This is a genomic window from Paenibacillus sp. FSL H3-0329 (assembly GCF_037963285.1).
GTDB classification, from domain to species: Bacteria; Bacillota; Bacilli; order Paenibacillales; family Paenibacillaceae; genus Paenibacillus_AQ; species Paenibacillus_AQ odorifer.
In genome coordinates this window covers 5,093,501-5,109,457 of record NZ_CP150150.1, presented here as the reverse complement: position 1 = coordinate 5,109,457, position 15,957 = coordinate 5,093,501, and the positions used below count along the sequence as shown (strand labels likewise).

22 protein-coding genes and 1 tRNA gene are annotated in these 15,957 nt (G+C 42.7%); 10 read left to right on the top strand and 13 right to left on the bottom strand.

Translation table 11 applies throughout. The annotated features are described in order from the left end of the window. Positions 1 to 283: 283 nt before the first annotated feature. The 5 genes from NSQ66_RS22650 to NSQ66_RS22630 form a co-directional block, all read right to left on the bottom strand. Complete coding sequence (locus tag NSQ66_RS22650) at positions 284 to 958, bottom strand: hypothetical protein (RefSeq protein WP_036683363.1); 675 nt, start codon at positions 956 to 958, stop codon at positions 284 to 286. A 671-nt stretch (positions 959 to 1,629) separates the two neighbouring features. Further along, positions 1,630 to 1,887 carry a hypothetical protein gene (locus NSQ66_RS22645; RefSeq protein ID WP_076275664.1) on the bottom strand — a complete coding sequence of 86 codons (258 nt, stop codon included), beginning with the start codon at positions 1,885 to 1,887 and terminating at the stop codon, positions 1,630 to 1,632. Between the two features lie 25 nt (positions 1,888 to 1,912). Then, positions 1,913 to 2,902, bottom strand: coding sequence for a hypothetical protein (locus NSQ66_RS22640; RefSeq protein WP_081389421.1), 990 nt, complete (start codon positions 2,900 to 2,902; stop codon positions 1,913 to 1,915). Further along, positions 2,899 to 3,393 carry a sigma-70 family RNA polymerase sigma factor gene (locus tag NSQ66_RS22635; protein WP_076275663.1) on the bottom strand — a complete coding sequence of 165 codons (495 nt, stop codon included), beginning with the start codon at positions 3,391 to 3,393 and terminating at the stop codon, positions 2,899 to 2,901. The genes NSQ66_RS22640 and NSQ66_RS22635 overlap by 4 nt, the downstream gene beginning before the upstream one ends. A 445-nt stretch (positions 3,394 to 3,838) precedes the next feature. Next, a complete protein-coding gene (locus NSQ66_RS22630) occupies positions 3,839 to 4,174 on the bottom strand; it encodes a hypothetical protein (protein WP_036683354.1) in 336 nt (111 codons plus the stop codon). Positions 4,175 to 4,283: 109 nt separating this feature from the next. On the opposite strand from NSQ66_RS22630, the gene NSQ66_RS22625 reads away from it, so the two are divergent. Then, positions 4,284 to 4,430, top strand: a complete 147-nt coding sequence (locus NSQ66_RS22625) for a hypothetical protein (RefSeq protein WP_155288177.1) — start codon at positions 4,284 to 4,286, stop codon at positions 4,428 to 4,430. 83 nt (positions 4,431 to 4,513) lie between these two features. Here NSQ66_RS22625 and NSQ66_RS22620 read toward each other — a convergent pair whose 3' ends face one another. The 3 genes from NSQ66_RS22620 to NSQ66_RS22610 form a co-directional block, all read right to left on the bottom strand. After that, positions 4,514 to 4,675: a hypothetical protein gene (locus NSQ66_RS22620; protein WP_155288176.1), complete on the bottom strand. Its 162-nt coding sequence runs from the start codon at positions 4,673 to 4,675 to the stop codon at positions 4,514 to 4,516. A 66-nt stretch (positions 4,676 to 4,741) separates the two neighbouring features. After that, entirely contained in the window at positions 4,742 to 5,293 is a 552-nt protein-coding gene (locus NSQ66_RS22615; protein ID WP_076275677.1) for an ImmA/IrrE family metallo-endopeptidase, read from the bottom strand. A gap of 164 nt (positions 5,294 to 5,457) precedes the next feature. After that, on the bottom strand, positions 5,458 to 5,634 hold the full coding sequence (locus tag NSQ66_RS22610; RefSeq protein ID WP_076098563.1) for a YjfB family protein: 177 nt from the start codon (positions 5,632 to 5,634) through the stop codon (positions 5,458 to 5,460). A 149-nt stretch (positions 5,635 to 5,783) separates the two neighbouring features. On the opposite strand from NSQ66_RS22610, the gene NSQ66_RS22605 reads away from it, so the two are divergent. Continuing rightward, complete coding sequence (locus NSQ66_RS22605) at positions 5,784 to 5,933, top strand: hypothetical protein (RefSeq protein ID WP_155288175.1); 150 nt, start codon at positions 5,784 to 5,786, stop codon at positions 5,931 to 5,933. Between the two features lie 81 nt (positions 5,934 to 6,014). Here the strand turns inward: NSQ66_RS22605 and NSQ66_RS22600 are convergent, their stop codons facing one another. Then, the gene (locus NSQ66_RS22600) at positions 6,015 to 6,446 is read right to left on the bottom strand and encodes a NucA/NucB deoxyribonuclease domain-containing protein (RefSeq protein WP_036683407.1); all 432 of its coding nucleotides are present in this window, start codon (positions 6,444 to 6,446) and stop codon (positions 6,015 to 6,017) included. A 106-nt stretch (positions 6,447 to 6,552) separates the two neighbouring features. Between NSQ66_RS22600 and NSQ66_RS22595 the strand changes: the two genes are divergently transcribed. Then, complete coding sequence (locus NSQ66_RS22595; RefSeq protein ID WP_038572821.1) at positions 6,553 to 6,969, top strand: cytidine deaminase; 417 nt, start codon at positions 6,553 to 6,555, stop codon at positions 6,967 to 6,969. 174 nt (positions 6,970 to 7,143) lie between these two features. Continuing rightward, positions 7,144 to 8,619, top strand: coding sequence for a glycosyl hydrolase (locus NSQ66_RS22590; RefSeq protein ID WP_076275662.1), 1,476 nt, complete (start codon positions 7,144 to 7,146; stop codon positions 8,617 to 8,619). 73 nt (positions 8,620 to 8,692) lie between these two features. Here the strand turns inward: NSQ66_RS22590 and NSQ66_RS22585 are convergent, their stop codons facing one another. Beyond that, a complete protein-coding gene (locus NSQ66_RS22585) occupies positions 8,693 to 9,181 on the bottom strand; it encodes a PH domain-containing protein (RefSeq protein WP_036683346.1) in 489 nt (162 codons plus the stop codon). Between the two features lie 117 nt (positions 9,182 to 9,298). Between NSQ66_RS22585 and NSQ66_RS22580 the strand changes: the two genes are divergently transcribed. Beyond that, positions 9,299 to 9,859: a hypothetical protein gene (locus tag NSQ66_RS22580; RefSeq protein ID WP_076098564.1), complete on the top strand. Its 561-nt coding sequence runs from the start codon at positions 9,299 to 9,301 to the stop codon at positions 9,857 to 9,859. Between the two features lie 214 nt (positions 9,860 to 10,073). Then, positions 10,074 to 10,409, top strand: a complete 336-nt coding sequence (locus NSQ66_RS22575; RefSeq protein WP_076142249.1) for a YolD-like family protein — start codon at positions 10,074 to 10,076, stop codon at positions 10,407 to 10,409. Here the strand turns inward: NSQ66_RS22575 and NSQ66_RS22570 are convergent. Continuing rightward, positions 10,406 to 10,570, bottom strand: coding sequence for a hypothetical protein (locus tag NSQ66_RS22570; protein WP_169744799.1), 165 nt, complete (start codon positions 10,568 to 10,570; stop codon positions 10,406 to 10,408). The two genes, NSQ66_RS22575 and NSQ66_RS22570, sit on opposite strands and share 4 nt — an antisense overlap. A gap of 117 nt (positions 10,571 to 10,687) precedes the next feature. Between NSQ66_RS22570 and NSQ66_RS22565 the strand changes: the two genes are divergently transcribed. The 3 genes from NSQ66_RS22565 (at position 10,688) to NSQ66_RS22555 (ending at position 12,135) form a co-directional block, all read left to right on the top strand. Further along, positions 10,688 to 11,374 (top strand): M15 family metallopeptidase, encoded by a 687-nt coding sequence (locus NSQ66_RS22565; protein ID WP_036683338.1) that lies wholly within the window; start codon positions 10,688 to 10,690, stop codon positions 11,372 to 11,374. Positions 11,375 to 11,449: 75 nt separating this feature from the next. Next, entirely contained in the window at positions 11,450 to 11,890 is a 441-nt protein-coding gene (locus NSQ66_RS22560; RefSeq protein ID WP_036683335.1) for a WGxxGxxG family protein, read from the top strand. A 159-nt stretch (positions 11,891 to 12,049) separates the two neighbouring features. Continuing rightward, a tRNA-Leu gene (locus NSQ66_RS22555) sits at positions 12,050 to 12,135 on the top strand. A gap of 163 nt (positions 12,136 to 12,298) precedes the next feature. On the opposite strand, the gene NSQ66_RS22550 is transcribed toward NSQ66_RS22555, so the two are convergent. Next, a complete protein-coding gene (locus tag NSQ66_RS22550; RefSeq protein WP_339192141.1) occupies positions 12,299 to 12,493 on the bottom strand; it encodes a hypothetical protein in 195 nt (64 codons plus the stop codon). Continuing rightward, positions 12,490 to 13,659: a tyrosine-type recombinase/integrase gene (locus NSQ66_RS22545; RefSeq protein WP_339192139.1), complete on the bottom strand. Its 1,170-nt coding sequence runs from the start codon at positions 13,657 to 13,659 to the stop codon at positions 12,490 to 12,492. Before NSQ66_RS22545 ends, NSQ66_RS22550 begins: the two co-directional genes overlap by 4 nt. A 217-nt stretch (positions 13,660 to 13,876) precedes the next feature. On the opposite strand from NSQ66_RS22545, the gene NSQ66_RS22540 reads away from it, so the two are divergent. Then, positions 13,877 to 15,823 carry a hypothetical protein gene (locus NSQ66_RS22540; RefSeq protein ID WP_339192137.1) on the top strand — a complete coding sequence of 649 codons (1,947 nt, stop codon included), beginning with the start codon at positions 13,877 to 13,879 and terminating at the stop codon, positions 15,821 to 15,823. The last annotated feature ends 134 nt before the right edge of the window (positions 15,824 to 15,957 follow it).

Below are 15,957 nucleotides of genomic sequence, written 5' to 3'. Positions count from 1 at the left end.
TAGAATTTTGTAGACGAATAAGAAAAAAAGGAGCGTCCATGGTGGGCGTTCCTTTTTTATGTCGTAGTAGTCGGATTATAATGCTCAACAGGAGATGCTCGCGAATGACTGAACGCACAATGTAGAAGCATGCTCTAAATACTGCGTACTTTTGATTTGCCTTTGGGGCGAATTGCTTCCTAAAGAATTAATCCAGCAATAACTCTAGCCCCCGGTCACCGCGGTTGAGTTTACAAGTACCCACTAAGGAGAAGTAACCGATGAAAACGAAAATACTCTTTTACTATCTGTGATAATTGCATTTACATGCACCGCAGTCACACTGGAGCCAACCACAAGAATAATGAATAGGGTGTGTCTCAGTGCCTAAAGGAGCATGACATCTCCAGCATTTAGTGTGACGTATTCCATATTTCATAATTTGTTTTTCTTTGATATGCGTTTGGAAGTATTCTTTTTGTGATTTTTTTCGTTTTTCTTCCTCTTCTTTCCTAAGTTGTTCATTTTGTTGAATTATGAATTTTCTTTCAGCTTCATTCTTTTTAATAGCGAGCGCTTCTTGAACGTACCCTTGAATTAAGGAAATATCATTTTTCAAGCAACATACTATCTCTGTTACATTCTGTCGTTCATCGGAAATCATTCCATATAGGTTAACGCCATTGTTAAAGTCATCTTGCGATAAATTAAGCATATCAAGATTTCCTGACACTAATGAACGACTTATCATAACGTTTCCAATGGATAAAAATCCTGAACTCAATTTCATGCTCAATATGCTATCTTTATGCAGATAATTATTACCTTTAATTTCAATGATGGCGAATTGTCTGTTTACTGTTGGAGTATAAGTTAATTTATTATCGATTTTTATAGTATTTGATTCCGAAAGTTTCTGATATTCTCTATCTTCTATTATTGTAAGAAGACCCTGTAATACTCCTTTGAAAAATCCCATATTATGTACTCTCCTTTTATTTAAATCAGGTTTATTTTACCATGTGAAATAGTTTAATAGTGAGGAAATTTGAATTGTATTTGACTGAGGATTAGTAACATAAGGACTCTGGAGTATGAAAGATTTGTTATGGACAGAAAAAAAGAAAGAGTTATCCAGTATCCGATAAAATAGCTGTTGGGGCACTTTTTCTTGCTGCAAACTTACTTATACTAAACACCAAACTTCGTTTGATTAGGGAGCATTTTTGGTATGAGGCTCCTATCGGACCCAGCTGACCCTTAAAGAGGTTTTTCTCCACATTTGCAATTCTAACGGACTCCATAGTCGCTATTGGCATAAAAAGTACCGCATTTGAGTCTCTTTCTAGGCATTAGCGACCATGGGGTCCGAAACCATGCTCCAAAGGCTGAAAATCAGCAAATAGCGGCATCTGGGTCCGATAGCTCGAGGTGGAGGATGTTAGTTCGTTAGTTCGTTAGCTCGTTAGTGCCATGCTCCTCGCAGATGTAGTTGCAGAAATTACAATGAGAAGTAGCCTATAAAGGAACAGTCAGTAGTTTCACCTCTACAACCAGCATATCTAGTATGCGGGCTCATAAACCATACAGTAAAGCACAAAACGGCACTGCTCCAAACCATGAAATGGTTTGGAAGCAGCGCCGTTTTTGTTAGCAGTCAGCTAAATTCCTCCAATGGAGAGCAAGGCGATCGAAACGATGTACCCAATTGCTTCCGACCGCAGTCCCAATCTCAATCTCGATCGCAGTCCCGATCGCAGTCCCGATCGCAATCGCGATCCCAACCGCAGTTGCAGCCCCGATCGCAATCGCGATCCCAACCGCAGCCCTAGTCGCAATCCCGATCGCAGTCCCGATCACAGTCCTAATCTCAGTCGCAATCCCGATCCCAACCGCAGTCCCAACCACAGGCCCTGGGTATCCACCAACATCCCTAAAGTTTCATGCTGTCCCACAGCTGCTGGAATGCCCCGGATTCGACATCGAAGAATACCGGTGCTAGACCGTAGCGTACAAGGCCTTGACCGAACAGCGTCAACTCTACTCGGGCATTGTCTTCCAGCTGCAAATAGATGATCTTGCGGTCCTCGCTGTCGTAGATGCCTTGTTCGATCAGCGGCTCTGCTGCCAGTGGTTTAGCCGCTTGAAGTGTTGTAAGAAAACCTTCAAGCGCCTCGCCATTGGCGATTGGCGCCTGCTGCTGGAGGCCGTTGTTCCAGCTGTTGAAGCTTTCCCACTGAGCTGAAGTAACTCGGCCTTCAAGATTCAGCTTGCCGAATAGGTCGGCGCCGCTGTTTATGGTGATGCCGTTCGTGTGCTCATACAGTTCAGCGAATACCTCGCCGTTGATTTCCGAATAGGACATAATCAGGAAGCTGGAATCATAGCCCTTCACGGAATAGAGATCCGTTTCGCCGATGTTCGAGGCTAACTCAATATATTCGTCGTTACCGCTCCATTCGTTGATGCCGCCTGTAGTGCGTCCTAACTTGTCACCGCGCAGAGCGGCAGCATCGGCAGCGTCGATGCGAGTCGCTGACTGTGTGTAAATATTATTTTTATACACGACCAAGGCGATCATATCTGCCTTCACGCCAGATTCCTTATCTGGCAGTTTCAGCTTGGGAATGACAATGCTGCCCGATGTAGCTGTGCCCGAATTGCCAGCATTGCTTACACCCGGAGTTACCTGGGCAACCTGCCCCGGGGAGCTCTGACTGTTCAACTGCTGCCATATACTAGGCCCAGCCAGACCGATTCCTGCGGCGAGCACGACACTTGCCGCGATATAAACCGTCTTGCGCGGACGTTTCCGCTCCTGCCGCTGCTCCATTTTGTCGAACAATTCTTTTTTCATTTCTTCACCTGGTTTCATCGAATCCACCGCTTTCTTATATGTTGTTCGAAACTGATCTTCCTTCACTGTGGTTCCGCTCCTTCCAGCTCCAGTTTTAACAGTTGCCGTCCCCGCTGAAGTCTCATCTTCACGGCAGACTGGCTAATCTGCAGAATCTTGCTGATCTCCTGGATGGGATAGTCCTCGTAATAATAAAGATGGATTACGGTTTTATACTTCATGGGCATCGCCATAACTAACTGCAGCAGAGCCCAATCCTCGGGGCTGTCTGCCGCAATTGGCTCAGCGCTCTCCAGCTTAACCTCGCGCTTGCGCCAGCCTCTGCCCAGTAGTGTTTTACAATGATTGGTGATTACCCGGATCAGCCATGCCTTCTGATGTTCGGCATCTTTGAACTTTGGCGCTTTTTCTATTAGCTTGATGAAGGTATCCTGAGTGGCTTCTTCGGCATCTTGCCGGCTGCCTAGATGGACCAAAGCGATCCGGAACAGCATATCTGCGTAGATTTCGTAACTCTTCATCACATGATTTCCCGGCCGGGTCATGGATCGCTGCATGATACTGTGCCCCCCTTTACCTATAACACCATTTAGGACGGCATTAGGTCACATTTTGTTCCTGAGAAAATTTCTTTGTGTTTGAGAGTAGAGGATGCCTATTCATAAATTATCGCCAGAGGGTTATGGACTCAGAAGTCGTTATTTGCATATAAATAGACTTTTGAGCAAGTTCGCGGACCCCAGTGACGCTATTCCTTAAAAAGTGGGCCTTGTAAGGTGTTGCTCATGCCAATAAAGGCGATGGGGTCCGTTACACTTCGAAATGGAGGGTTATGCTACGCATAAGATCAACTGTGTCCGATAGCTGCTAAGCAGCACGCCAATATTGTCTACGCAAACGATGGTTACTTATTTAGAACAGAGGAGATCAAAAAAAACGCATTTGCCCAAGCACCAAGTGCTGACTGCTGGACAAACGCGTCTTTTTAATAGAGTGACTCCTTCACTGGAGATCCTCTTCGATATGTTTATATGTATAGCTAGGATCATTACCTTTAACAGGAGCCCTGCTGTATTGATAGATCCTTCCATTTTCTTTTCGATAAAAGTATCTTGCGTAGGGTTCGTCTGCAAAAATCACCGTGGTACTTACGAGGGGAGCTTTGGCAATCTGGGTGTATACTTTATAAAAATCTTCCTTCTTATAATTTCTTGTCTCTATTAGATAATGAATGACTTCTCTGTTCATATGATTTCGGAAGGAGTGGAGGGCTAAGGATGTTATTCCACAGATTAACAGGATTAGAACGATGAAGATTAATTTTGTATTTTTCTTCATTAATTCCCTCCATATAGATAATTTGTATATAGTATAAGATAATATACAGAGACTATTATGTCATTCATAGATATCTTGTAAATGTACAAATAAGAAAGGAGGTAAGAATATGACGCAGGAAGAAGAGAAAATACTGGAGCTGGAGCAGCGAATTAAGGTGCTGGAAAACCAGGCAAGTCCGAGGCTGCCGGGGATGAAAATCTTATGGTTTTTAATTTGGGGTTGTGTAATACAAAAAGGCAGCAAATACCGATAGTAATCCAGGCGTAGGCGAACGAAGAATTGCCGGGACATACTATATTTGCTGCCTTTTAACTTATGAAGAATAATGATTCTCTTTTAGTCTTCTTTGGGTTCTTGCAATAAAATGGAGAAGGTCCCCGTTTCGTGATCCACCTCAATCGTCTCAATGCCCACAAAATCCGGGATTTCGGGGTGTACTGCATCTACATTATAATCCGGATGAGTCAGTAATAATTCAATTACTTTAATGGCTTCCATGTCGTTCCCCCTCACGAGAAATTCCACCATAAATGAATATGCAGAGAACTACTGCAACTAAGCTTATTATCTCCGTGATCCGTTGCGAATATGTGTCTGTCGTTCTTCGTTTCTTCCCATCACGGCCAATAATTGCCCTTGGAACACACGTCTTTGGATCTGATCAATCCGCTGTAAGGCCAGCTCGGCAGGTACTTGGAATTCTGCTGCAAGATAGGAGATGGCATCTTCCCGTTGCTCAGGCAATGTCATGCGGGAGATCATGGAGTAAGGCATCGCCGCATACAAGATAAAACGCTCGGATTCGTCCTCCTGTGCCCGCGTGAAATGCTCTGGCATCAAGGTCTGATTATCGCTGCCATGGCGAAGTAGATGACACAGTTCATGAAGAAACTCTAGCCGTTGAAGATTGGCTGGAAGGCGGTTGTCGATAAACAGGCTGTACATCCCTGCAGACGCTTCAATGCTCTTGCTTCTCACATCCAAATAATGAACCCAGATATTAAGCCGCTCTGCAATATACGATATTGAAATTTGCGAAGGCTGATGAAGATTTAATCGCTTGTATAAATCCTCCGTCCATTTCTCAAGCACAGTCATTTGATAATATGATTTCATGTTCTCCAACTTATTCACCTCGTTTAAAATCACTAATAAATCACTAATGGGATCGTATGTTCGCATAAATGTGCAAAAGAAAAGCCCGAAGGGCTATGTAGAGTAAAAAAAAGTCTAAGGATACATAGGAACGTTCGTTCTCATGTATCCTTAGCATAAAGCAATTACACACTAATATCAAGTGTTTTTCCCAAATTCGGAGCAACGCTTTTGCCCAGCATTTCCACCATAGTTTGGCTCTGGGTTTCAGCCTGATTCTTGGCAATATTCATGACCTGTATCCCAACATTTTGAGCTAAGGATGCTTGGCTCATTGCCATTGATAATGCAGCTATATCCATATTGCACCTCCTTTGTGTATATCCTGTTTATCGACTGTCCGCCTTCAATTCATTAGGTGATTGGCATTTGTTTGCCAATTCGCCCAAACGGCTTATCTCCTTTTTACATATCTTGTGCTGTAGTCATTAATCATTAGGAGGAATTGAAAATGGGTATGGAACATGGTTGTGGTTGTAACGTAGGTCCGGTAGTAAGTCCAGCATCAGTAGGTCCGGTGTGTAGTCCTTGGACTTCTACAGGAGCAATCCTGGTACTTTTCATCTTGCTGGTTATCATCACTAAAGCTTGCTTATTCTAAGTTAGCTGATGTGAAGTATAGCCCCGTCTGGCGAATGCCAGGTGGGGCTATTCTGTTGCCTGGGGATGGTCAGACAGATCGTTATTTAAACATAAATTCTACCCGGGTTCCGTCTGCATAATCCTCCAGCTGATTGCCAACCCAGCTTCCTGCCCCGCGGTTATCGCTTGGCGTTATGTATTCAATGTCGGCACCAACGCCGCCTTCCTCACACATAGCCATTGGCCATTCATCCCGGTCATATCCCTTTTTAGTAGGGATCCCTTTTAAGGACTCTTTGCGGTTCTCTTCAGCCTGCTCTCGGTTAATCGTACATGTGGCGGATTCACCTTTCGCAATGGCATCCTGAATATGCTTGGCGGTCTCAGGATAGCGGTCTGATGGGAAGGTTAGCTGAACAACACTCGAATTGGATGGAGACGAGGGGTCTGTAGGCTCTCCGTTTTGTTCAAACCAGTAACTAGCCAAAGCAAGTAATGCAACAATGATGAGACTGGAGATCCATTTTTTCACTTTCAATTCTGCTCCTCCTTTTTTGGCACTTAAAATAGTATATCTTATATCATAATTCAGTGCGATTTAATATAATTAGGGAAAATAAAGGAGGACGGAACTGGATATGGAGTACATAATTACCATTGAGGATCAGACGCTTATTACGGCTGCCGAAGATATAATTACCAGACGTTATGAATGGGGGCGTCATCATGTGGGTGCAGCGCTTCGTACTAAAACAGGAGAGATTTTTACAGCGGTACATGTGGAAGCCAGCATGGGGAGGATTACAGTCTGTGCAGAAGCGATGGTGATTGGCAAAGCGATATCCGAAGGTTATAAGGAATTTGATACGATTGTTGCGGTAAGGCATTCTGATCCAGACAGCGAGGAAAAAGAGATTAAAGTAGTCTCTCCCTGCGGCATGTGCCGAGAGTTAATTGCGGATTACGGAATAGACTGCAAGATAATTGTATCGGAGGATGACCGATTAGCTAAATATGAAATCACTGAGCTATTGCCTTTAAGGTACACGAGATAAGAAAAAAAGTAATGAGGAGCCGCTGAGCTCCTTTTTTTGTTGAGCCGTGAAATTATTCAGCAGTTCCTTATATCGTCCCAACTTATTTTACAACTTCATGTCCATTCGCTGAGTTCATGTCACTATTGTCCCCATACTATAACTTAAAAAGATTTAAAAGGATGGTGAGAATAGATGGAGCAGCGGATTATTCGTCAGATGGTTGATTCAGCATCAAGGTTCGTGGGCGATGTGCAGTGGCAGATGGCTTTTCGCAGATTACAAATGGCTCCGGCGGATTCGGGACTGTCGTCCTCGGCTCAGCTATTGCTGAATACCCTCTATTACTTGCAGGGAAAGGGTGTGATAAGCGGCCAACATGATTATTTGGAAAGTGCAGACGAGCTTATGGAGAAGCTTAAAAATACCAGTGGGCAATATGCTGCGCTTCATGGCTACGAGCTGGGCGCAATCAATAATCAGTCCCAGGCTCTAATTGACAATCAGCGGAATTGGGTCGTCAACAGTGCGATACGCTGGTCTAGGTCCGGCGGGATCGTAACGATGTGTTATCACGCTGCATTACCGGGGACAGCGCCAACTTGGGGGAATGTAAATACGAGCCTAAGCAATGCTGATTTTGATAAATATATAACCCCAGGTACCACCCAGTATAATGCGCTGTTAGCTGATCTGGATAAGATAGCCTTGTCGCTGAAAAAGCTTAATGACGCAGGGATTCCTGTACTTTGGCGGCCGTATCATGAAATGAATGGTGGATGGTTTTGGTGGGGGCAAAAGAGCAATTACGTTGCATTGTGGAACCTTATGTTCGATCGTTTTACCAATTATCATAAGCTGCATAATTTATTGTGGGTTTGGAGTCCAAATGCAAAAAATCAGTGGTGTGATGAGCCGGCAGAATACTATCCGGGCAGTGATAAGGTAGATGTGCTGGCGCTCGACATTTATGACGCGGATTTCAAGATTAGCCATTATGATAATTTATGGGATCTGGGTCGTGGCAAGCTGATTGCGATTGGTGAGAATGGAGAGCTTCCGTCTGCTGAACTGTTGTCCAAAACGCAGCCCAAATGGTCTTATCAGCTGACCTGGGGGAAACTCCTCTATGAGAAGAATACCGATGCTGTGATAAAAGCTTTTATGAACGACAAAATGGTATTCACACGAGAGGAGTATGCTGCTGAGGCCGCCGCTTTCGCTGCTATCGGGGATAGTGTGCTGGAGAGTGGACTCTGTGGGCAATACTACAATAACATGACGCTTAGCGGCACACCTGCACTTTTGCGTACGGATGCCAATATTAACTTTTCATGGAGACAAGGTTCGCCTGATCCTGCCATTCGTGTAGATGCGTTTTCTGTGCGGTGGAGTGGGAAGCTGACGGCTGCTTTTAGCGAGATTTATACCATTTATTCCTACTCTGATGATGGGATACGGGTATGGATTGATGGCGGGCTAGTCATTGATAGTTGGGTAAATCAGAGCGGCCAGGAACGAAAAGGAAGCATAAGTCTGATAGCAGGTAAGCCGTATGAAATAAAGGTGGAGTATTATGAGAATGCGGGCGACGCCCGGGTTGTTTTGCAGTGGGAGAGTCCTAGCCAGATCAAGGGGGTTATCCCAGCGGGGGCATTTTATCTTCCTTAAAAAAGAGTACTTCAAGTGTACAAGCGCAAGCAAAAAGCCCCGGTTTTCCGGGGCCTTTTTACGTATGAGCGTCTTAAATTTGTTCGCGGTAGCTAATGTTGTTGGCGATCTTCTCGTCACGAACGGCTTTGCGCAGAACATCTTTGACGGTTTGGGCATCATGGATTTTTCGAAAAAGAAGCTGAGGCGCTGAGGCATCATCAGAAAATACAGTTAATGACCCGATGCCAAGCATCCGGTCCATTATTGACTGTTTCACGGATAAATCGCGTACGCGCAGCAATTCGATTTCTTCAACATTTTTACCGATAAGTCCGGTCTTTAACATAATGCGCTGACTTGTAATGGTATATGAAGTTGTGTTAAGAGCTATAATTCCTTTAAGTCGATCTGAGATGCCGGCAGGTTTGCCTTTCCAGAGCACAACTTCTTGATTGACATGATTATCTTCTGCTGGTCGATGGGCGGTCACTGGAGCGGTACCGTTAAGGCTGGTTCCACATTCTCCACAAAATTTAGCGCCCTGCTTGTATTCCGCTCCGCAGGTGGTGCAATAAGGCATAAATACCCTCCTTTTCTGATCACAATTAAAATAATTATAACATAACAGTCATTTTACATATATTTCATTTGCGCTTTACACAAACCGACATTATCCTGTTAAGTGGAGGGATAAATAATGAAAAAAGCTTTACTAATAGGAATGCTGATGATGACTGTCATCCTTAGCGCCTGCAGCAATAATTCAACTTCATCGGCACCTGCCACGGAAGAAGAAGTGCAGGAGACTGTGCAAAACTTCTACAATGAAATGTCTAAACTTGAAGAGTCGGGAAAATCTTCTTTAGCGGAGTTCAATGAAGCCATTGCGGGTTATTCAGCAGGAGAACTCACGGACAAGCAGTTGGAGAAGAAAATTAAGCAATTCCAGAGTACCGCAACTGATTTATCGAATCAAGCCGAGAAAGTAAAAATTTCCTCCAGCTTGCCTGAAGACATTCGTAAGTTGCTTGAAGAGTCTAAAATTTCCTTTGAAAGTGCTTATTCTTTAAAAAAAGAGGCTTCTCAGGGCGCAGATTCCGCAAATGTTACGGCTGAGCAATTTAATGAATTGAATCAAAAAGCTGATATAGCGATGTTGTTCGGTATCTCCAAGCTTAATGAGGCAAGAGAAGCAACTGGACTTATAGATTCCGAAGGTGAAGCTACCTCAGTATCTGGAGATGTTGTTCAAGAATAAATCAAATCAGGCGCTGCACAGTTTATCTGTCAGCGTCTTTTTGCTGCGAATTTTAGCTTGAATAGATATACATTAATATACATCTTTTGAATAAAGAGTGACCCTTAAAAAGGTATCTTTTTCCTGATTATTGATTAATATGCGAAGATGCGGATATAATACAAACATACGTTCGTGTTGAGAGGAATAGATATATAATTAAGGAGGGGTTACCATGGGCAAAAAGCTGGAGAAAAACGGGCTGTGGGAAAGCAGCCGCATGATGCTGCCGGAGCATAAGATACGAATTATAAGAGATGAACGGGAAACGCTGCGCCGCATCAAGCCTATTCTGGATGAGCAGAAGCTGGAGGAGATTGAATGTACACTGGCTTTGTCGTTGCGGAGTCATATACGAGTGACAGTTGTTCTTTTTGACCCTTTTGAAAATACGATGTTAAGTGGTTTTGTGACTTCCATTCACACCCACTCGCGTGAGTTTAAGCTGCAGTGGGCGGAGGAATGGAAGTGGATCGATGTGGATGATATTGTCGAGGTCTACATCGTTTAATGCTGAGAACCGTTGCCTTCGCTTTTCTCATAAGCGATTAAGGTAACGGTAGGATTACCGGTCAGATGTGCAATGGAAGCTTCAGCATTCCGAATAATTTCCAGTGCTTCTTCCTGTTCACTAAGGGCTGCAACTTTATAGCTATCGCTATGAATATCCATATGTCTCCCACCTTTCGTTAAATATTTTGTCCTTTTTTGTGGAAATCATCCTAAAGGGGACAGGGGTACAGGCAAATAGGGCAGCGGCATCATTGAATATACCAAAGGGGTGATTCTATGCTGACTTTGGAGCAATTGAGGGAAAAATCCGCGGCGCGTCTGGTCGGGCTTCATCCTGTCTTGGCGGCAGGTGCGAATGTTTTGATTCAGCAAAGCCATGCGAGAGGAGTCCCTATCGTTATTACTCAGGGTCTACGGACCATTGCTGAGCAAAATGCTTTGTATGCGCAGGGGAGAAGCAAACCAGGACCGATAGTTACCAACGCTAAAGGCGGTACCAGCTATCATAATTATGGTCTTGCGTTTGATTTTGCGCTTTTGCTGCCGAATGGCACTAGCCTTTCTTGGGATATCAATCGTGATGGTGATAAGGATAAGACAGCGGATTGGCAAGAGGTTGTACAGGAGGCTAAGCGGCTTGGTTTAGAATGGGGCGGGGACTGGACCTCTTTTAAAGATTATTCACATCTGCAAATGACTTTCGGTTTAACTATAGATCAACTTCGGGCAGGTAAACGTCCAACGACGGACCAAGCCAAAGAGGCTTTAAAAAAGATTACCGGAGGGGATGATCAGGTGAACAAAGACGTTACAGTGACCATTAACCTAAACGGCCGCAAGCTTACCGATGGCGTTCTTGATACCGGAATAACCTATGTGCCCATACGTGCGCTGGCTGAGGCGCTTGGAGCAAAGGTTACTTATGATGCTGTGACTAAGACAGTTAATGTAGTAAAAGAGTAAAACCACCATGCATAGACAGTGCCGTCCAAGGGGAAATTATCAGTGATAACTAACCTTAAAGGGAGGCATAACACTGTGAACAAGCTGATAACAAGCCTTGCATGCGGTACTGTATTATCAATGAGTCTAATGGGAGCTAGCTATGCATCAAATGCCGTGGGATCAGCAGCATTGGGCGGTATCCCAGCCGCGAATACCGGGATGGATGGGACTGCGGAACACACTCGGATGATGAATACGGAAGGCAATTTAATGAACGGCACCACGGGAACAATGAATCAGCATGAGAGCATTATGAAAGATAAGATCCGCATCGATGATAATTACAGACCTAACAACTACAGAACCAACAGCACTGTCAACCCGGCAACCAACACCACACAGACCGGCAAATACCGTGCAACTAGTACAACAACGAATGCTGCAACTAACAAAGGATCTAACTGGGGCTGGCTCGGTCTGCTTGGACTTTTGGGTCTTGCCGGAATGAGAAGCAGAAGTGACGAGCGTAGATAATCCGCGTCTATAATAACCCGTGTCGGTTCTGGCTGAACGGGTTATTTTTATTGTGAATAATTTTTTTTCGAAAAAGGATTGCGCGTTATCGATATTCATGATATTATATTTCTTGTCGCGTTATATGTGAACAACGTATGAAGCTTCAACACATAATATGCCGGGGTGGCGGAACAGGCAGACGCACAGGACTTAAAATCCTGCGGTACGTGAGTACCGTACGGGTTCGACCCCCGTCCTCGGCACTAGAAGAACAAGGGTTTCAGCTCATTAGAGCTGGAACCCTTGTTTGTTTTTAAAGTGATTTGCTAACATTTTGCTAACGGCGTCTCTTTTTTTGTGTAGATTCGAGGTTTCCGCTACGCTCAGAGTGGTGTTCGTACTGACTCCACGACGAGTCGTTTTTGTTCAAACTCTGCGTTCGAGAATTCGGTCACGCTCCATTCTCAGCCGCAGGATTTCTGCTCTAATAACTTCTTTACGACAAGGTAAAGTATTCTTGTTGCTATGCTCCAATGCAAGCTTTACGTGGAGTATGGCAATGCCCAGCAGCGCAGATTGGAGTGCCGCATCATCTAATACTCCCCAAGCGGTGTGCTTCATTGAGCGGCCCCCTTTGTTTTCTTAGAGAATATATCGTTGATCTTTTGCGCGGTATCCTTTTTCGTTTCCATATCAATGTGAGTATAAGTATTGGCTGTTATGCTGATAGTTGAATGTCCCAGCCATACTTGGATTTCTTTCAGGCTTACACCATTTTTAATCAAGTAGCTGGCTGTTGAGTGTCTGAGATCATGAAACCGGATATGCGGCAATTCGTTCTTTGCGAGAATGTCCTTGAATTTATGATTCAAGTATTCTGTCTTTATGGGATTGCCATCAGGCAAGCAGCACACAAGACCGCTATCGACGTATTCTTTCCTATACAGCAGCTTGTTTTTCTTTTGCTGTCTCTTTAGATGTAATAAGTAATCCGCGATATCATCCATTAAAGGCAGAATGCGCTGGCTGCTTTCACTCTTAGGTTTCTTTATGACTACTTCTTTACCGTACTTCACGCGAACTTCTCTAATTGATATAGTCTTTTCTTTGAAATTGATGCAATCCCACTTTAGCCCAAGTACCTCGGAACGCCGAAGCCCATAATGAGCCGCGAGATATACAGCCGATTCGATCAGTGTACCCAAACATACCTCAAATAGCTTTTCGAGCTGTTCGACAGTGTAGTAGTTGGCATAGAACTTCTCCTGCTTTGGAAGTACGATTCGATCAGCAGGATTAAATGGAATCAAGTTCATTCGTAATCCGAATTTCAATGCACTCCTGATATTGGCATGGTGTCTTCGTAGAGTTTGAGCGGATAAGCCTTTTACGCCTGTTGTTGGATCGTCTTGATGCTTTGTCTCGTAATATTTTTGCAGATGCATAGGCTGTAATTCTTGTAGCAGTATATCATTCCTACTCTTGAAGTAGGGGATGATATGCTTTGTTACAATCATCTCATAACCTTCCCAAGTAGTTCCCTCAACCTCACTTTTAATAACGTTGTTAAGCCAATCCAGCATAAAGTCAGTGAATTTGAGTTTTCGCTGTGGCTGAACGAAACTGTTGTTGTCCATCTTCGTAAGTGTTTCTCGCAGAATTTTTTCCGCATCTGATTTCTTCTCGCATTTGGTATTTATCCATTTCTGCTTCCGCTTCCCCGACTCGTCCTTTGTTTCGACAATGATATACCAGTATTTATTGCGTTTTTGTAAGCTGCCTTTCATGTGCTTCGACCCCCAGTGATTTTTTTTGGATATGAAAAAGACAGGAGCGTAATTGCCCCTGCCAGAAAACCATGTATAAATTTAGTGAACTGATATTTCCTAGATGATTAGAATTAAATAGTTGTTAGTAGAGGAATTAAAATATATAGGAAATAATATGAAAATGTGATACATTTCAAATTAATAATCACATTTTCGTATTATTTTGGAGGAGACTATGAATAATCCGTACCAAGAAACGGTTGAATCTCTTTTATCTTTCTTTAATGAAAGATATGCTGATGACTTATTCTGTGTTGATAATAACGGAGATTTTAAAGTAACCATGAAAGGTAAAGCGAAGCAAACCATCCAATTTGTTTTGATTCCGGTGGAAAGAATTAAAACGTTCGGTAAACAGGGAGATATGTACTACAAGTTTTATGCTTTAAGGGAAGGTGCGACAGTTTTTCTAGAAACTGTAACTGTTTCTAAAAAGGTCCTTCATAATATGACGTGGATAAAACATTGGAATCAATATGCTGGAATAGACTCTATAACTACTAAATCTTATCCGTTGATACTACGATTTTTAAGTCACATTGATCAGAAAATTCCAATAATCAACGAACTTGATCAAATTGGCTGGTATAAAGATGAGCAGGGGTGGTTTTTCTTACACTCTGAGGGGAAGATTGGTGTCTCAAAGCAGGATTATAGAACAACGTTTACAGAATTTAAGTTCCTGAAAGAAGACACTCTGAGCGAGGGACAGGCATTCAAAGAGACTATAGAAATGTTAAATATTTGTGATCACAGAGTTACGTATTCATTGTTAAGTCACGTACTTCTCTCACTAATTGTCACCCCTCTTGTAGAAACGAAAGATTTGTCACCTAATTTCGCCATGTGGATTTATGGAAAGTCAGGGCTAGGAAAAACAAGATTGTCAAGTTTGTTTACAAAAATCTACGATGCAGAAAACATAGTACGTGTTGACGCATATAAGAAAGATTTGAAATCAGCATACATCAAATATAAAGACAGCGTTGTTGTGGTTGATGACTACGGAACGTCAAAGACTTCGGAGAATGAATATCGTACAGACGACAAAGTTGAGAATATCATTCGGTGGTTGGGAGATAGACAGCTTTCGTCCGTCGATGATGCTTTACCAACAGGAATGGCGTTATTCACTGGAGAGAGGTTTCTTAATAATAATGAGAAAAACAGTTCAACAATTGCTCGTACAATTAGAGTTGCAATGGATAATATTTTTAATCGTGATGAGCCTGATTTTGATTTAGAGAAGATGAGGGAATTTGAGAAGTACGAACATTCAAATCCGTTGCCAACAAGTATTTTTTATTATCTGAATTGGTTATCTGACAAGTTAAACTCACAAATGATTGACCACTATAGAAGAGATTTCCAAAAACTAAGGATTAAATTTGGTTCCAAACTTCATTCCAGAATAATAGATAGTGTCAGTCACTTATTCAACGCCTTTAATTTTTATATCTTATACGCAACAGAAAAAGAGTTTTTGACACCACTGGAATCTAAAGTAATAAGCCAAAAAGCACTGCAAATATTTGAGAGTTTACTTGAAGATCAATCAAAACCAATCATAGATTCCCAAGTTGTTCTCTTTTTGAAGTTGCTCACTGAGGCAATAAATGAAGGGGATATCAGAATTGCGATGCATGATGAACTTACTCACTCAAAAGGACGTATCAATCCATCTACTGGTACGAGAGGAATCTATAATTTTGAGACAGAAGAATTAAAACTAATATGGGAAAGTTCTCATGAAGTTCTTTTTAGAAAATCTCGGCAACAGAATAAGCCTCTGCTAGGAGTTAAAAAACTGGGGAAATTATTAGAAGAAGCTGACTTGATAATTAAATCTTCAAACTCAATAACATCACCTATGCCGATTTGGGGAGAAGATTATAGGCCAGCAGCTTCTAGAGCCATCACGTTTGATGCTCGTAAAATAGGAAGTATAACTGAGTTAATAAAAGATATAAATGGAAAGTTTAAACAAAATGCATCACTGTCACTACCCCCTGAAGAGTATGGACCAGACAATGATGACTACGACAATGACTACGATGATGAAGAAAATGAGGGTAACGATCCTGATATTGATTTTATTGGGATGGATGATGACGATGAATAAATAGAAAGAAAGGATACTGTGTAGATACTGCACTGTATCCTTTTATTTCGTTCATTAATAGTGTCTTTATTGGAACGGTGTGAATTAAACTTTCAAAAAATAAATTTAGCTCATAGCATATACGTATATATTAT

Coding starts and splice junctions, on each gene's coding strand:
- NSQ66_RS22650 (WP_036683363.1), bottom strand. CDS start 958: ATGGGATTTTTCAAAGGAGTATTACAGGGTCTTCTTACAATAATAGAA.
- NSQ66_RS22635 (WP_076275663.1), bottom strand. CDS start 3,393: ATGCAGCGATCCATGACCCGGCCGGGAAATCATGTGATGAAGAGTTAC.
- NSQ66_RS22585 (WP_036683346.1), bottom strand. CDS start 9,181: ATGCCTTATTGCACCACCTGCGGAGCGGAATACAAGCAGGGCGCTAAA.
- NSQ66_RS22540 (WP_339192137.1), top strand. CDS start 13,877: ATGAATAATCCGTACCAAGAAACGGTTGAATCTCTTTTATCTTTCTTT.
- NSQ66_RS22590 (WP_076275662.1), top strand. CDS start 7,144: ATGGAGCAGCGGATTATTCGTCAGATGGTTGATTCAGCATCAAGGTTC.
- NSQ66_RS22625 (WP_155288177.1), top strand. CDS start 4,284: ATGACGCAGGAAGAAGAGAAAATACTGGAGCTGGAGCAGCGAATTAAG.
- NSQ66_RS22545 (WP_339192139.1), bottom strand. CDS start 13,659: ATGAAAGGCAGCTTACAAAAACGCAATAAATACTGGTATATCATTGTC.
- NSQ66_RS22630 (WP_036683354.1), bottom strand. CDS start 4,174: ATGAAGAAAAATACAAAATTAATCTTCATCGTTCTAATCCTGTTAATC.
- NSQ66_RS22580 (WP_076098564.1), top strand. CDS start 9,299: ATGAAAAAAGCTTTACTAATAGGAATGCTGATGATGACTGTCATCCTT.
- NSQ66_RS22550 (WP_339192141.1), bottom strand. CDS start 12,493: ATGAAGCACACCGCTTGGGGAGTATTAGATGATGCGGCACTCCAATCT.
- NSQ66_RS22570 (WP_169744799.1), bottom strand. CDS start 10,570: ATGGATATTCATAGCGATAGCTATAAAGTTGCAGCCCTTAGTGAACAG.
- NSQ66_RS22605 (WP_155288175.1), top strand. CDS start 5,784: ATGGGTATGGAACATGGTTGTGGTTGTAACGTAGGTCCGGTAGTAAGT.
- NSQ66_RS22565 (WP_036683338.1), top strand. CDS start 10,688: ATGCTGACTTTGGAGCAATTGAGGGAAAAATCCGCGGCGCGTCTGGTC.
- NSQ66_RS22615 (WP_076275677.1), bottom strand. CDS start 5,293: ATGAAATCATATTATCAAATGACTGTGCTTGAGAAATGGACGGAGGAT.
- NSQ66_RS22575 (WP_076142249.1), top strand. CDS start 10,074: ATGGGCAAAAAGCTGGAGAAAAACGGGCTGTGGGAAAGCAGCCGCATG.
- NSQ66_RS22610 (WP_076098563.1), bottom strand. CDS start 5,634: ATGGATATAGCTGCATTATCAATGGCAATGAGCCAAGCATCCTTAGCT.
- NSQ66_RS22595 (WP_038572821.1), top strand. CDS start 6,553: ATGGAGTACATAATTACCATTGAGGATCAGACGCTTATTACGGCTGCC.
- NSQ66_RS22620 (WP_155288176.1), bottom strand. CDS start 4,675: ATGGAAGCCATTAAAGTAATTGAATTATTACTGACTCATCCGGATTAT.